The following is a 14,436-nucleotide window of genomic DNA, read 5'->3' on the forward strand; positions in this document are numbered from 1 at the left end:
TCACAAGGCGCTTTCGAAAATAGCAAATTTGTCATTCCCGACCGCGGCAAACGGGAAAAATCCTTGTCCAAAGCGGCCGTCGAAACGGACGGTATTTCCGGCCTTCACGCGTTCGTCGTTGCGGGAGCAGCCGTTACAGGCCGGCTCCCTTGCCAATCGCCTCGGAAAACGACCGGTCGACGATATCGGCCGCATTGAGGTTCTGCTTGATCAGCTCCGAGCGGAAATAGAGATCGATGGTCTTCTGTTCGTCGGCAACGACGCCGTCATCGATCGGCGTGATCTTGATCTTCGCCCGGGTCAGCCAATTGAGCGGCACTGACGTCGGAATATTCATGAGTTTGCCCCAGGTCTCGGCATAGCTACCCACGTTCCCGGTGGACCATGCCCGCGCCGCGGCGAGACGGCGCACAAAATCCTCAAGCTCGGGGCGCTTGTCCCTGATCGCGGTCGGCGTCGCGACCTGGAAGCCGAGGCCGGGCGTGAGGCCCTCTCCCGTGATGACGCGCCGGGATTTGAACAACACCTCTTCCTGGCTGACATAGGGTTCCCAGGTCGACCATGCATCGACCGAGCCGTGGGTGTAGGCGACCTTGGCATCCGATGGCGCGAGGAACGCGATCTTGATATCATCAAGCTTCCATCCCCTCGCCTCCAGCGCCGCAAGAATCAACTGGTGCCCGATCGAGCCACGGCCGGTCGCGATCTTCTTGCCGCGCAGATCGTCGAAACTCTTGATCGGCGACTGTTCCGGCACCAGGACTGCGAGTCCATCCCGCGACTGGCGCACAGCAGCGATCGCCTTCACGGGCACGTTGGCGGCAGCCGCGAAGGTGAACGGCGCGTCCCCGACCAGCCCGGTCTCGATCGCGCCGGCTCCCAGCGCTTCCAAAAGCGGCGCTGCGGCAGGAAACTCCTTCCACTCGATCTTGTAAGGGACATCCTTCAACACGCCGGCGGCTTCCATCACGGCCTGCGAATTGCCCTTCTGGTCGCCGACCCGAAGCGTGGTTTGCGCCGAAGCGAGAACGGCGGAGCCGAGCAACAGCCCGGCGGCAAGTGCGAAACGGATCATTGCGCGGCCACGCCATGCGCCAACTGGCGATCGGCGATCAGTTTTCGCGTCAGCGGAATGAGCTCGCGGCCATATTCGATGGCGTCGATCAGCGGATCGAAGCCGCGGATCAGGAAATGACTGATGCCGAGATCGTAATAGTCGCCGAATACTTCGGCGACCTGCTCGGGCGTGCCGACCAGCGCCGTAGTGTTGCTGTTGGCGCCGGTCAGTTTGGCGATCTCGGTCCATAGCCGCTTGTCGATCCGCGTGCCCTGCTCCGCCAGTGTCAGCAGACGCCGGGCGCCTGCGGTCGCATGACCATCGGCAGGCTTGCGATACCCGGTCTTGTCCTGCAGCGTGGTGGCGCGGGCGAGAATATCATTGGCCTTGGCCCACGCCTTTTCTTCCATCTCAGCCAGGATCGGCCGCACCGACAGGCTGAAGCGCGGCGTCGGCCGGCCGTATCTTGCGGCAGCGGCGCGCACGCGCATGGTGACGTCGCGGACCTGTGCGTAGGATTCGCCCCACAGCGCAAACGTATCGGCGTGCTTGCCGGCCACCTCGATGGCCGCATCCGAACCGCCGCCGACGAAGGTGTAGATGCCGCCGGGATGATGGGGCTTCACTTGCGAAAACCCCTTTTCGACCCTGTAATATCTGCCGTCGTAATCGAACGGTTGTTCGCTGGTCCATTCGGCGCGAAGGATGTCGAGGAATTCGCTGGTCCGCGCGTAGCGCTCGTCCTTGTCGTCGAGCGTGTTGCCGTCCTGGCGCAATTCGGTCGCGTTGCCGCCGGTGATGACGTGAAGCGACACGCGGCCGCTGGAAAGCTGGTCGAGGGTTGCAAGCTGGCGCGCCAGCAGCGTCGGCGCGGTAAAGCCCGGCCGCTGCGCGATCATGACCTTGAGTTGCCTCGTGATACCGAGGACGTGCTGGCCGATCTGGAGGGCGTCCGGCGTGGTCGAATGAAACGCCAGCAGCGCGCGGTCGAAGCCGGCCAACTCGTGCGCCTTTGCCACCGTCTCGATATGGGTGGGATCAAGGACGGGACCGGACCGTACGATGGTCTCGGACGAATTGTTGTTCGAGATGAATCCGATGAACTCGACGGACATGATATGGCTCCAGTTTGGGGAAGGTTCAGAGGCCGAGCGCGAGACGGCCGGCGGAGATTCGGGTGGTGTCGTCCTGCGGGGTGTGAACGCGCCCGCACAGCACGTCGCGATAGTGTCGCTGCAGCGGGTTGGTTCGCGACAGGCCGTGATTGCCCGCCAGCGACAGCGCATCCTCGACCACGGCGACCGCGTTGTTCGTCACCGTCAGCTTGACGATGTTGGACTCGATGGCGCTGAGCGGCAAATTGTCGTCGAAGTCATCGGCGAAACTGCCGATCAGGCGCGCATTCACCGCAAGCCGCGCCTCGATGCCGCCGAGCACTTCCTGCGCCCGCGGCAAGGTCGCCAGTGATGCGCCAAGATTGGCCGGGACGCGATCCCCTAAAAAGCCAACCAGCCAGTCGCGGGCGGCGCGGGCGACACCGTCGTAGATGGCGGCAATGAAAATGGCGTGGACCGTCGCCTGGGTGAAATCAGGCGTCCGCCATTCGTCCGGCAGGCGAACGTCGATCTCGTGGTCGAGCGGAAAGATGACGTCCTCGAAGATGACGTCATGGCTGCCGCTGGCGCGAAGGCCAAGATGATCCCAGGTTTCGACGATCCGTGTGCCTGGAAGGCCCGCCGGCACGAGAAACATCCCGACGCGCGTTTCGGCCTCGTCGGTCCTGGCCCAGACCGCATACCATTTCAGGATCGGCGCACCCGTCGAATAGATCTTGCGGCCCGACAGCCGCCATCCGGTTTCAGTGCGCCGGGCGATCGTCGCGGGCAGCCCTCCCCGTGCCGGCGATCCCAGTTCGGGCTCGACGCGAAGGGCGTTGACCAGGGCAACGCCCTCGACCGTCTCGCGGGCGAGCTTACGGGACAGCCGGGCGGGCCAGAGTGAACTGCGCGCCATCACGAGGTGCTGAATGTAATGCATCGACAGGACGAGCGCGGTCGACGGATCGGCCTTGCCGATGATGCCGAGGATACGCGCCGCCTCCGCAGCGCCCGCGCCCCCGCCGCCCAACGCAGCCGGCACCGTCAGCGCCAGCAGGCCCGCTTGCGACAGATCCTCGAAATTCCGGAAAGGAAAGCTGCCGTCGCGGTCATGGACAGGCGCACGCTCCGCGAATGCCTTGGCCAGCAGCGAAGCACGCGCGACGTTGTCAGGCTCAGCCTGCCGTGGCGGCTCTCTCGCCGCGATGTGGCCCGATGCCGTCACCACGTGGCGTCCAATCCAAGCAAGCCGAGAATCTGTTTGCGAAGGTCGGCGAGGTAGGGATCGCCGCGATGGCGCGGATAAGGCCGGTCCACCAGAATGTCAGCTTTGACACGCGCGGGCCGGTCGCTGAGAACGATGACGCGATTGGCAAGAAACAGCGCCTCTTCCGCGTCGTGGGTGACGAGCAGCGTGGTAAAGCCCTTGCGTTGCCAGAGCGAGACAAGTTCGGCCTGCATGGTGATCCGCGTCAGCGAGTCGAGCTTGCCGAGCGGCTCGTCGAGGATGAGGATTTTCGGATCGTTGACGAGAGCGCGCGCCAGCGCTACGCGCTGGGCCATGCCGCCCGACAGCTGATGCGGATAGGCGTTGCGGAACGCCGACAACCCGACGAGATCGAGTGCCGAGTCGACCCGCTGCCGCTGGCTATTCAGGATACCCTGCGCCTCCAGGCCGAGCGCGACGTTGTCCCAGACCGAGCGCCAGGGAAACAGCGTGGGATCCTGGAAGACGACGACCCGCGACGGATGCGGTCCTTTGATGCGGACATCGTCCTCGCGCAAGACGCCGGCGCGTGGCGCTTCCAGTCCTGCGACCAGCCGCAGCAATGTCGACTTGCCGCAGCCGGATGGTCCCAGCAGCGCGACGAATTCACCGGGCTCGATGATCAGATTCACGTCTTCGAGCACCGGGAGTGCAGCACCGTCGATATCGAAGGCATGGCTGACATGTTCGACATCGAGCGCAGCACCGGTCGTGGGATAGGTGATGGTCTCTGCCGCAGCCTGGGCTACCATTTCACGACACCTTTCTGCCAGACCAGCATGCGGTCGCGTGTCCTGAACAGCAGCGTGATGGCGCCGGAGCACAGCAGCGACATCACGATCAGCGCCGCATACATGTTGGCGTAGGCCGCCCAGCCCTGCGCCCATTGCAGGTACCAGCCGAGGCCTGCCTTGACGCCGATCATTTCCGCCACCACCAGCACGGCGAACGACGATCCGAGACCCATGAACAATCCGACGAACACGTGGGGCAACGCCGCCGGTATGGCGACCTTGAGCACGAGGAACGACGGCTTGGCGCCGAGCGTTCGGGCCACGTCGTAATAGGCGTTGCTGACGCTCGCGACGCCCGACCAGGTGAGCACCGTCACCGGAAAGCCGGTCGCCAGCGCGATCAGGAACGTGCTGGCGCTCCAGCTCGAGGGAAAGGTGAAGAAGGCGATCGGAAGCCACGCCGTTGCCGGCAGTGGACCGATGAAGCGCAGTACCGGGTGTACCCAGTAACCGACGCTTCGCGACCAGCCGATTGAAACCCCGGTCAGGAAGCCGACGGTGGCCCCAATAACATAGCCGCCGAGCTGCAGCTTCACCGACGCGAAGACGCTATCGAGCAGTTTCGGCAGATCGTCGGTATAGACTTCGAGAATGGCCTGCGGCGGCGGGAAAAACGGCAACGGCAGCCACGCAAACTTTGCGGTCGCGACCTCCCACAGCGTCAGGAACAGACCGAGCGCGACAAGCCACGGCGCGCGGCGACGCAGGGCGGGCCCCGCGGGCCCAAGGAAGTCGGCGCTCAGCGTACCGAACAGCGCCACCGCTGCGATCACGAACGCGGCAATGCCGAGCGCGTAAGTCCGCGACCAGTCGCCGAGGTCCGGCCACCACAGGCATGACAGGCCGAACGCTATCCACGCAGCGGCCGCGGCAACCCCGATGCCGGAGCTTTTCAGCCAATCGCCGATCGCTTCCGCACGAGAGCTGGATGCGCGCGAGCCCTCGACGGAAATCGCATCAGACACCGAATACGTCGACATAGATCTTCTCCGCGAATTTGGCCGTATCCGTGCTCGGCTTGAAGACCGAAACCGTCTTCAGATCATCAGCGTAACCCTTCAATTCGCGCTTGAGCACGTCGCCAACGGGATGATGGTGATGGGTATGGTAGCGCGCCATCGCTTCGAGATCGGCCAGCGTCGCCGCCTTTGGCGCATAGGGCTGGAACGATTTCGCAGCCTTGTCCGGGTTCTGCGCGGTGAACATCGCCGCATCCAGCAGCGCCTGTGTGATGGCGCGGGCGAACTGCGGCTCGTCGCGCACCAGACTGCCGCGCAGCCCGAGGATGCAGCAGCTCTTGTCTCGGTATTCGCCATCGAGATTGGAGGCGACTTCCTTGTACTGGGTATCCTTCAGCCAGAGATGGGCAAGCGGATCCGAAGCCAGGAACGCCTGAACCTCGCCTTTCTCGACGGCGAGGTTGAGAAGATTCCCGGGATAGGCGCGCCAGTCGACTTCCTTGTTGGGATCGATGCCCTGCTTGGCGAGCTGGATCGAGAAAAAGTTCTTGTCGGGCCCGGCGAGATCGCCGACGGCGACGATCTTGCCCTTGAGATCGGCGAGCTTGTCGACACCGGAACTGGTACGCGTCAGCACGCGCATGCAGCCGCCATGAGTGCCCGCTGCGATCTTGACGTCAAACCCCTGCTCCAGCGGCTTCAGCCAGCGCAGCGCCATGCCAAGGCCGGCATCGGACTTGCCGGTCGCGATCGCCTCCAGCAACTGATCGGTCGAGCCGCTGTAGTTGATGAGTTCGACGTCGAGATTGTGTTTCTGGAAAAAGCCGTACTCGATCGCGATCGGAACCGGCGCGAGGCAAACCGCGCCGGCATTCCACGAGAGTTTCAATTTGCGCGGCGTGCCTGTGACGGGCGACGCATCCGACGCCGTCCTGCAGATCGAAAATTCCGAAAAGTCGATCGTGGGCGTTGCAGTGCGAAACGGCAGCGCCTGCGCGCCGATAACACCGAACGGCGCCGCCAGCGCTGCGGCCGCACCAGAGCGCAACAGCGTTCGCCGGTCCAGCAAGGGTCTGCCGGGCTGCTTTTCTTCTGACATTCTTCTTCTCCTTATGCGGCAGGCACGCGACCACGCTCGCGCAACGCAGGGCGCGATGCCGCCTGGCACCGTGAATTGTTTGATTTGGTTCAGTCCCGACGAGAGTTTCTGCTGCTCGTTCCGCTGAAGTTGACGCTCAAGATGATGCGCGGCAACAATGGGATCGTCAATAAAATGGAATTTTGAATGTTGAAACGGACGGAGAGTTTATCTCCCTGTTCCTCACCTCCGACGGTCGAACGATTTTCGCGCGGCCGGTTTCGGCTCAACGCATAGGCAGAACCACATGCAAGTCACGATGAAGGATAGAGTCGCTGTCGTCACCGGCGGCAGCAAGGGCCTTGGGCTCGCGGTTGCAAGGCAATTCGCCGCATCCGGGGCCAAAGTGGCGATCCTCGCGCGCGGTGCCGCCGACCTGAAGGCGGCACGGGAACTGCTCGCGAAGGATGACGTTGATGTCCGCGACTATGTCTGCGACGTCGCCAAGGCTGCCGACATTGCCAAGGCGCATGAGAAGATCACAACCGATCTCGGCCCGGTCGATATTCTCGTCAACAACGCCGGCACGGCGCGGACGATGGCGTTCGAAAACATCTCTGACGAAGCCTGGCAGGAAGACCTCGACCTCAAACTGTTTGCTGCGATCCGTTTCTCCAGGCTGGTCTGGCCGGGCATGAAGGCGCGCAAATGGGGCCGCATCATCAACGTGCTCAACACCTACGCCAAGGCGCCGGCGGCATCCTCGGCGCCTACCTCGGTATCGCGGGCGGCCGGCATGGCGCTGACCAAGGTGATGGCTGGCGAAGGCGGCGAGCACAACATCCTGGTCAATGCCATGCTTGTCGGCCTGATCATGAGCGATCAATGGGTGAAGCGGCACGCGGCGCAGGCGCCGGACACGGATTTTGAGGTGTTCGCCAAAAACCTCGCCAAGGGTACCCCGCTGGGGCGCATCGGCACGGCGGAGGAATTCGCCAATCTGGCCTGCTTCCTCGCCTCCGAGCAGGGATCGTTCATCACCGGCACCGCCATCAATGTCGATGGCGGCCGTTCGCCGGTGGTGTAAGGACGCATTGGCGTTGAAGGCGCGGCGCGTTCAAATTACCTCGCCCCGCGTGCGGGGAGAAGTCTAAGTTCGCGCTAGCGAATTTCGGGTAAGGAGGGCACTCCGCGAGTACCTCTCTAGCGAGGTTGCAGAGGCAGCCCCTCACCCCAACCCTCTCCCCGTGAAGAACGGGGAGAGGTAGAGATTCTTAAACCGCGTCCTTGGCGGCCTTGACCGGGCGGGCCCGGACGATCTTGCGGGCCGGCTTGGCCTTGAACATCATTTCCTCGCCCGTGAAGGGGTTGGTGCCCTTCCGAGCCTTGGTCGCGGGCTTCTTGACCACGACGAACTTTGCGAAGCCGGGGACGAGGAATACCCCGTTCTTCTTGAGCTCCTTGTGGCCGACGTCAACGAGCGCTTCCATCACGCCCTTGACCTCTTTCTTCGAAACTTCGGTGGTGGTCGCGATCTTCTCGATCAGCTGCGACTTAGACATTTGGGTAGCCATGGTTGCTCCATTGATTCTGGCACAGGCGACGATATGGCGGAAACCGCCTAAAAAACAGGGTTTCCGACATTCTGCACAACTATCTCGCTAATCGAGTTGCACTGATTCGTCCAATTTTGGCTGGTTTTTAGGCCTCCGAAGCTGTGCGGAGCCTTATTTTAGGGGGATTCCGCCACTCCTGAGGGCCCCTTTCCGGACAATCTCAGACTGCCGGGCGGCCCGTGCCTCTATTCTGACGGGCCTTGATTTCGCCCCCTAGCGAAAAAACGAGCAGGCCGATGACGCGCTGAGCATGTTGTTTTCAGGAAGGATTTTCCGCTTCACATCGCGATTAGAAAATGACTCGCGTTCCCGTTCCATCGTAACATCCCTCGCAAGGCGGACGCGTGAACGGTTCGCCATTAATAGTGTGTCTGGAGACTTCGCATGGATTTGACGCGCCTTGAGATCAATCGCCGCACCGCGCTGCTGACGTCGGCGGCCATCGCGGCCAACGTGATCAATCCGATGCGGGCCTTTGCCCAGGAAACCCCGCGCAAGGGCGGCGTGTTCAACGTCCATTACGGCGCCGAGCAGCGCCAGCTCAATCCGAGCATCCAGGCTTCCACCGGCGTCTACATCATCGGCGGCAAGATCCAGGAAAACCTCGTCGATCTCGACGCCAACGGCCAGCCGGTCGGCGTGCTCGCCGAAAGCTGGGAGGCCTCGCCCGACGGCAAGACGGTGACGTTCAAGCTGCGCAAGGGCATCAACTGGCACGACGGCAAACCGTTCACCTCGGCCGACGTCGAATTCACCGCCATGAACATGTGGAAGAAGATCCTCAATTACGGATCGACGCTGCAGCTCTTCCTGACCGCGGTCGAAACGCCGGACGCCCAAACCGCGATCTTCAGGTACGAGCGGCCGATGCCGTTGAACTTGCTGCTCCGCGCCCTGCCCGACCTCGGCTACATCTCGGCCAAGCATCTTTATGAGAGCGGCGATATCCGCCAGAACCCGACCAACCTCGCTCCCGTCGGCACCGGCCCGTTCAAGTTCGTCAAATATGAGCGCGGACAATATGTCATCGCCGACCGCAATCCCGACTACTGGCGCCCGAACGCGCCCTATCTCGACCGGATCGTCTGGCGCGTGATCACCGATCGCGCCGCGGCTGCGGCGCAGATGGAGGCCGGCGAACTGCATTACTCGCCGTTCTCCGGCCTGACGATCTCGGATCTCGCGCGGCTCGGCAAGGACAAGCGCTTCATCGTCTCCACCAAGGGCAATGAAGGCAACGCGCGCACCAATACGCTCGAGTTCAACTTCCGCCGCAAGGAAATGTCCGACATCCGGGTTCGCCGCGCGATTGCGCATGCGATCAACGTGCCGTTCTTCATCGACAATTTCCTTGGCGATTTCGCCAAGCTCGGTACCGGGCCGATCCCCTCGACCTCGGCCGACTTCTATCCGGGTGCGAACACGCCGCAATACCCGTACGACAAGGCTAAGGCCGCAGCGCTGCTGGACGAAGCCGGCTTCAAGGCAGCCCGTGGCGGCACGCGCTTCTCAGTCAAACTGCTTCCCGCGCCGTGGGGCGAGGACATCTCGCTGTGGTCGACCTTCATCCAGCAGTCACTGGGTGAAATCGGCATCCCCGTCGATATCGTGCGCAACGACGGCGGCGGCTTCCTCAAGCAGGTTTATGACGAACATGCCTTCGATCTCGCCACCGGCTGGCACCAGTACCGCAACGATCCCGCCGTCTCGACCACGGTCTGGTATCGCTCGGGCCAGCCCAAGGGCGCGCCCTGGACCAACCAGTGGGGCTGGGAAGACAAGGCGGTCGACAAGACCATCGACGATGCCGCGACCGAAGTCGATCCGGCCAAGCGCAAGGCGCTCTACGCCCAGTTCGTCAAGGAAGTGAATACGGAGCTGCCGGTCTGGATGCCGATTGAGCAGATCTTCGTCACCACGATTACGGCGAAGGCACGCAACCACTCCAACACCCCGCGCTGGGGCTCGACGAGCTGGCACGATCTTTGGCTTACAGCATGATCCGGAAAAGTGGACTCCGGTTTTCCGAAGAGATCATGCTCAAACAAAAAAGAAAGCGGAATGACGAAAGCCATCGCGCGCTGACGCCTTATCCGACAAGATAGGCGTATGCGTATCCTCGGCCTTGCGGGGCGGCGGCTGGCCGCCTCGATCCCGACTCTAATACTGATCCTGATCGGCGTGTTTCTGCTGCTGCAGTTCGCGCCGGGCGATACCGTCGACGCCATGATGGCGCAGATGGGCGGCGGCGACGCCGCGACCGCCAAGGAGCTGCGAAAATTCTATGGCCTCGACCTCTCGATCCCGGCCCAGCTCGGCAATTATCTGTGGCGGCTGGTGCGGCTCGATCTCGGCTTCTCCTCGATCTACGGCAAGCCGGTGGCCTCGGTCATTCTGGAACGGCTGCCGCCGACGATCCTCTTGATGACGGCGTCGCTGTCGTTCGCGTTCTTCTTTGGGCTCGTGTTCGGCGTGATCGCCGCCCGCGGCGTCAACCGCTGGCCGGATACGCTGATCTCGACGCTCGGCCTGATCTTCTACGCCACGCCCTCGTTCTGGTTCGGATTGATGGCCATCGTCGTGTTCTCGGTCTACCTGCAATGGCTGCCGCCGGGCGGTTTCGAGGACATCGGCACGGTGCGGACCGGGATCTGGCGCGTGTTCGATATCGCCAGCCATCTGGTGCTGCCAACGCTGACGCTGGGGCTGATCTTTCTGGCGATTTACCTGCGCATCATGCGCGCCTCGATGCTGGAAGTGCTCAACCTCGATTATGTCCGGACCGCACGTGCAAAGGGCCTCGACGAGACGCGCGTGGTGACGCGGCATGTGCTGCGCAATGCGCTGTTGCCGATGGTGACGCTGATCGGGCTGCAGGCCGGCACCATGCTCGGCGGATCGGTGGTGGTCGAAAGCGTGTTCTCGCTGCCGGGCCTCGGGCGGCTCGCCTATGAATCGGTGGTGCAGCGCGACCTCAATACGCTGCTCGGAATCGTGTTCGTCTCCGCGCTGCTCGTCATCATCGTGAACTTCGTCGTCGACCTCATTTATGCGCGGCTCGATCCGCGCATTACGGCGGGTTGAAGCGATGGATGCGGTCAAGCGCTATTTCCGAAGCCCCGCCGCCGTCGCCGGCCTGATCCTGCTCGCGATCGTGATCGCCATGGCGATCTCGGCCGGCTTTCTCTATCCGCGCGATCCGCTCGCGCTCGCCGGCCGCCCCCTGATCTGGCCGTTCGCCAATCCGCGCTTCCTGCTCGGCACCGATAATTCAGGGCGCGATATCGCCGCCCAGATTTTCTATGGCGCGCGGATTTCGCTTTTGATCGGCGGCGTCGCTACCGCGATTGCGATCCTGATCGGCATCCTGGTCGGCGCCTTCGCCGGCTATTACGGCGGCTGGGTCGACAATGTACTGATGCGGGTTACCGAGGCGTTCCAGACGCTGCCGAACTTCGTGCTGCTGCTGGTGCTGGTCGCCGTGTTCGGCTCGACGCTCACCACCGTCACCATCGCAGTCGGCGTGGTGTCGTGGCCGGCGCCGGCGCGGCTGACCCGCGCGGAATTTTTGTCCTTGCGCAACCGCGAATTCGTCCAGGCCGGGCGAACGCTGGGGATGAAAAACATCCAGCTCATCTTTGGCGAGATCCTGCCCAACGCCCTGCCGCCGGTGATCGTCTACGCCAGCGTGGTGATGGCGGTAGCGATACTCCTCGAAAGCGCGCTCGCCTTCCTGCGGCTGTCCGATCCCAATGTGGCGTCATGGGGCAACCTGATCGGGCTGGGCCGCGACGTGCTGCGGGTGCAATGGTATGTCTCGGCGATCCCCGGCATCGCCATCCTCGTCACCGTGCTCGCGGTGTCGCTGGTCGGCCAGGGGCTCAACGATGCGCTCAATCCGAGGCTGAAGGGCCGATGAGCGGGACCGAAACCATCCTCTCGCTGGATCGCCTGAGCGTCCGCCTGCCCCGCGGCGCGGACCGGACACATGCGCTCAGGGACGTGTCGCTGGAGATTGACTCCAACGAAATCCTCTGCGTGGTCGGCGAATCCGGCTCCGGCAAGTCGATGATGGCCAACGCCGTCATGCGGCTGTTGCCTAACGAAGTGACGATCGACTGCGGCCGGGTGATGTTCGAGGGCCGCGACCTCTGCACGGCAACAGTTGCCGACATGCGTGAGGTGCGCGGCGCCGGCATTGCGATGATTTTTCAGGAGCCGATGACGGCGCTCAATCCGCTGCGCACCATCGGCGACCAGATCGCGGAAATGTTTTCGATTCACACCGAACTGTCGAAGGCGGAGATCGGCGCCAAGGTACTCGCCCTCCTCGCCGACGTCCGCATTCCCGATCCCAAGGTGGCGGCAAAGGCCTATCCGCATGAGCTGTCGGGAGGCCAACGCCAGCGTGCCATGATCGCGATGGCGCTGGCGCTCGATCCGAAGCTGCTGATTGCCGACGAGCCTACGACTGCCCTCGATGTCACGACGCAGGCGCAAATTCTAAAACTGATCCGCGACCTGCAGCAGCGCCGCAAAACCGCGGTCATGTTCATCACCCATGATTTCGGGGTCGTCGCCGAGATCGCCGATCGCGTGGTGGTGATGCAGCACGGCGCCATCGTCGAACAGGGCACGGCGGCGGACGTGCTGCACCGTCCGAAGCACGCCTACACCAAACAGCTCATCGCCGCCGTTCCGCCGCTAAAAGCGCCGCCGCCGCGCGCACTGGCGGCCGACAACATCCTGACGATCACGGATGTCTCGAAGACCTATCGCACCGGCGGCTTTCTGGGGCGCGGCGCGCGGGTGACGCCGGCCGTCAAGAACGTATCGCTCAAACTGCCGCGCGGCGCCACGCTCGGCATCGTCGGCGAGTCCGGCTCGGGCAAATCGACGCTGGCGCGCTGCATCGTGCGGCTGATCGATCCAGATGCCGGGTCGATCGTGCTCGATGGCAGCGACTGCGCGAAGATGACGCGTGAAAAAGTCCGCCGCGAGACGCGGCATATCCAGATGGTGTTTCAGGACCCGTTCGCTTCCCTCAATCCGCGCCGCAAGGCGGCCGAACTGGTGGCGCAGGGCCCGATCGTGCACGGCGCGCCGCGCGCGCAGGCGATTGCGGATGCGAAGGAGCTGTTCGCACTGGTCGGGCTAGATCCTTCCTCCGCCGACCGTTATCCGCATGAGTTCTCCGGCGGCCAGCGCCAGCGCATCGGCCTGGCGCGGGCACTGGCATTGAAGCCGGACGTCCTGGTCGCCGACGAGCCGGTCTCGGCGCTCGATGTCTCCGTGCAGGCGCAGGTGCTGAAGCTGCTTGCGGAATTGCGGGCGCGACTCGGGCTTTCCATCGTCTTCATCACGCACGACCTGCGTGTTGCCGCGCAAATCTGCGACCTCGTGGCCGTCATGAAGGATGGTGAAGTGGTGGAACACGGGCTGGCGGGCGAAGTGTTTGGCAATCCGCAGCACGCTTACACGCGGGCGCTGCTCGACTCCATCCCGGGCGGAGAGTTTGCAAGGGAGCACGATACGGCGGCGGTGTAGCAGCTCCGCATCCCCGCCCTTCGCGGGGTCGAGACGAGCGAGGCCCGCTCTTGGAGGAAGATCCTTTCTTGCAGGCAACTGATCGTTCTGCTTAGTTTAGCCAGCCAATCAAGCTCAAGGAAACAAGAAGTGGCACTCAAAAACGTCATCGGAATCGATCACGCCGTGGTCATGGTGAAGGACCTCGACAAATCAGCCGAGAACTACAAGCGGCTGGGCTTCACCGTGTCGCCGCGCGGCACCCACAGCGCGCATATGGGATCGGGCAATTACACCATCATGTTCGACCCCGACTATATGGAATTGCTCGGCGTGCTCAGACCGACGGAACATAATGAGCCGGCGCGGGCGTTCCTCGAGAAGAACGGCGAAGGCATCGAGCGTATCGCCTTCACCGCCGTGGATTCGGCGCGGGGCGCGGAAGAAATTCTCGCGCGTGGTTATATCCCCGTTGGCCCAACGGATTTCGAGCGGCCGGTGACGCTGCCTGATGGCACGGAATCCGAAGCCAGGTTCCGGACCTTTCAATGGCCGACGGTGGAAGCGCCGGGCGGCGTGCGTATCTTTGCCTGCCAGCACAAGACGCGCGAGACGGTCTGGATTCCTGAACTGATGAAGCATGCCAACGGCGCGAAGCGCCTGAAGCAGGTGCTGATGGTTGCGCCGGAGCCAGCCAAGGAGGCCGCTCATCTGTCGAAGCTGATCGACCGCGAGGTACGCAACGAGTCCGATGGCGCGATCGCGGTGCCCTCGGGCGGCGACCGCGCGGACTTCGTATTCCTGACGAAAGGTCAGCTCGGCAAGCGCTATCCCGGCGTTTCGCTGGCCGGCCTGCCGGAACGCGGCGGCGCAGGCCTTGTGATCGTGGCCGATGTCGCCGCGGCGGAGAAGGCGCTGGGTCCAGCCGGCGTGAAAAGCCCAGGCGGCATTGTGGTGCCACCAGCCGAGGGCAACGGCACGATGCTGGCGTTTGTCGCGGCGTAGCCGGCAGCGCCAGTCGCGCTGCATCGGGGAAGCCGGA

Annotated in this window: 13 protein-coding genes; 6 read left to right on the forward strand and 7 right to left on the reverse strand. The window is 63.3% G+C overall.

Annotated features, from left to right (window positions below):
* Positions 1–133: 133 nt before the first annotated feature.
* From C7G61_RS13490 to C7G61_RS13515, 6 genes are read right to left on the reverse strand one after another with little or no spacing between them, the layout of a single operon-like run.
* A complete protein-coding gene (locus C7G61_RS13490; RefSeq protein ID WP_108514684.1) occupies positions 134–1,075 on the reverse strand; it encodes an ABC transporter substrate-binding protein in 942 nt (313 codons plus the stop codon).
* Complete coding sequence (locus C7G61_RS13495) at positions 1,072–2,172, reverse strand: LLM class flavin-dependent oxidoreductase (protein WP_108514687.1); 1,101 nt, start codon at positions 2,170–2,172, stop codon at positions 1,072–1,074. The genes C7G61_RS13490 and C7G61_RS13495 overlap by 4 nt, the downstream gene beginning before the upstream one ends.
* Positions 2,173–2,197: 25 nt before the next feature.
* Complete coding sequence (locus C7G61_RS13500) at positions 2,198–3,382, reverse strand: acyl-CoA dehydrogenase family protein (protein WP_190241795.1); 1,185 nt, start codon at positions 3,380–3,382, stop codon at positions 2,198–2,200.
* Complete coding sequence (locus C7G61_RS13505; RefSeq protein ID WP_108514690.1) at positions 3,376–4,173, reverse strand: ABC transporter ATP-binding protein; 798 nt, start codon at positions 4,171–4,173, stop codon at positions 3,376–3,378. Before C7G61_RS13505 ends, C7G61_RS13500 begins: the two co-directional genes overlap by 7 nt.
* The gene (locus C7G61_RS13510) at positions 4,167–5,195 is read right to left on the reverse strand and encodes an ABC transporter permease (protein ID WP_108514692.1); all 1,029 of its coding nucleotides are present in this window, start codon (positions 5,193–5,195) and stop codon (positions 4,167–4,169) included. Before C7G61_RS13510 ends, C7G61_RS13505 begins: the two co-directional genes overlap by 7 nt.
* Positions 5,173–6,273 (reverse strand): ABC transporter substrate-binding protein, encoded by a 1,101-nt coding sequence (locus C7G61_RS13515; protein WP_108514694.1) that lies wholly within the window; start codon positions 6,271–6,273, stop codon positions 5,173–5,175. Before C7G61_RS13515 ends, C7G61_RS13510 begins: the two co-directional genes overlap by 23 nt.
* 298 nt (positions 6,274–6,571) lie before the next feature.
* Between C7G61_RS13515 and C7G61_RS13520 the strand changes: the two genes are divergently transcribed.
* The gene (locus C7G61_RS13520; protein WP_244608280.1) at positions 6,572–7,339 is read left to right on the forward strand and encodes an SDR family oxidoreductase; all 768 of its coding nucleotides are present in this window, start codon (positions 6,572–6,574) and stop codon (positions 7,337–7,339) included.
* Positions 7,340–7,526: 187 nt separating this feature from the next.
* Here C7G61_RS13520 and C7G61_RS13525 read toward each other — a convergent pair whose 3' ends face one another.
* Positions 7,527–7,826, reverse strand: coding sequence for an HU family DNA-binding protein (locus C7G61_RS13525; RefSeq protein WP_027536409.1), 300 nt, complete (start codon positions 7,824–7,826; stop codon positions 7,527–7,529).
* Between the two features lie 426 nt (positions 7,827–8,252).
* Between C7G61_RS13525 and C7G61_RS13530 the strand changes: the two genes are divergently transcribed.
* The 5 genes from C7G61_RS13530 to C7G61_RS13550 all read left to right on the forward strand — a co-directional run bounded on the left by C7G61_RS13530 (position 8,253) and on the right by C7G61_RS13550 (position 14,399).
* Positions 8,253–9,869 carry an ABC transporter substrate-binding protein gene (locus C7G61_RS13530; protein ID WP_108514698.1) on the forward strand — a complete coding sequence of 539 codons (1,617 nt, stop codon included), beginning with the start codon at positions 8,253–8,255 and terminating at the stop codon, positions 9,867–9,869.
* 108 nt (positions 9,870–9,977) lie between these two features.
* Entirely contained in the window at positions 9,978–10,952 is a 975-nt protein-coding gene (locus C7G61_RS13535; protein WP_108514700.1) for an ABC transporter permease, read from the forward strand.
* Positions 10,953–10,956: 4 nt separating this feature from the next.
* Entirely contained in the window at positions 10,957–11,787 is an 831-nt protein-coding gene (locus C7G61_RS13540) for an ABC transporter permease (RefSeq protein ID WP_108515057.1), read from the forward strand.
* Positions 11,784–13,415 (forward strand): ABC transporter ATP-binding protein, encoded by a 1,632-nt coding sequence (locus C7G61_RS13545; protein ID WP_108514702.1) that lies wholly within the window; start codon positions 11,784–11,786, stop codon positions 13,413–13,415. Before C7G61_RS13540 ends, C7G61_RS13545 begins: the two co-directional genes overlap by 4 nt.
* 129 nt (positions 13,416–13,544) lie before the next feature.
* Positions 13,545–14,399, forward strand: a complete 855-nt coding sequence (locus tag C7G61_RS13550) for a VOC family protein (protein WP_108514704.1) — start codon at positions 13,545–13,547, stop codon at positions 14,397–14,399.
* Positions 14,400–14,436: the final 37 nt, after the last annotated feature.

It is taken from the genome of Bradyrhizobium algeriense, from assembly GCF_003062295.1.
Lineage (GTDB): Bacteria > Pseudomonadota > Alphaproteobacteria > Rhizobiales > Xanthobacteraceae > Bradyrhizobium > Bradyrhizobium algeriense.

What these genes read in the sequence shown, in the direction of transcription:
- C7G61_RS13490 (WP_108514684.1), bottom strand. Translation starts at nt 1,075, where the DNA reads ATGATCCGTTTCGCACTTGCCGCCGGGCTGTTGCTCGGCTCCGCCGTT.
- C7G61_RS13495 (WP_108514687.1), bottom strand. Translation starts at nt 2,172, where the DNA reads ATGTCCGTCGAGTTCATCGGATTCATCTCGAACAACAATTCGTCCGAG.
- C7G61_RS13505 (WP_108514690.1), bottom strand. Translation starts at nt 4,173, where the DNA reads ATGGTAGCCCAGGCTGCGGCAGAGACCATCACCTATCCCACGACCGGT.
- C7G61_RS13510 (WP_108514692.1), bottom strand. Translation starts at nt 5,195, where the DNA reads ATGTCGACGTATTCGGTGTCTGATGCGATTTCCGTCGAGGGCTCGCGC.
- C7G61_RS13515 (WP_108514694.1), bottom strand. Translation starts at nt 6,273, where the DNA reads ATGTCAGAAGAAAAGCAGCCCGGCAGACCCTTGCTGGACCGGCGAACG.
- C7G61_RS13520 (WP_244608280.1), top strand. Translation starts at nt 6,572, where the DNA reads ATGAAGGATAGAGTCGCTGTCGTCACCGGCGGCAGCAAGGGCCTTGGG.
- C7G61_RS13525 (WP_027536409.1), bottom strand. Translation starts at nt 7,826, where the DNA reads ATGGCTACCCAAATGTCTAAGTCGCAGCTGATCGAGAAGATCGCGACC.
- C7G61_RS13530 (WP_108514698.1), top strand. Translation starts at nt 8,253, where the DNA reads ATGGATTTGACGCGCCTTGAGATCAATCGCCGCACCGCGCTGCTGACG.
- C7G61_RS13535 (WP_108514700.1), top strand. Translation starts at nt 9,978, where the DNA reads ATGCGTATCCTCGGCCTTGCGGGGCGGCGGCTGGCCGCCTCGATCCCG.
- C7G61_RS13540 (WP_108515057.1), top strand. Translation starts at nt 10,957, where the DNA reads ATGGATGCGGTCAAGCGCTATTTCCGAAGCCCCGCCGCCGTCGCCGGC.
- C7G61_RS13545 (WP_108514702.1), top strand. Translation starts at nt 11,784, where the DNA reads ATGAGCGGGACCGAAACCATCCTCTCGCTGGATCGCCTGAGCGTCCGC.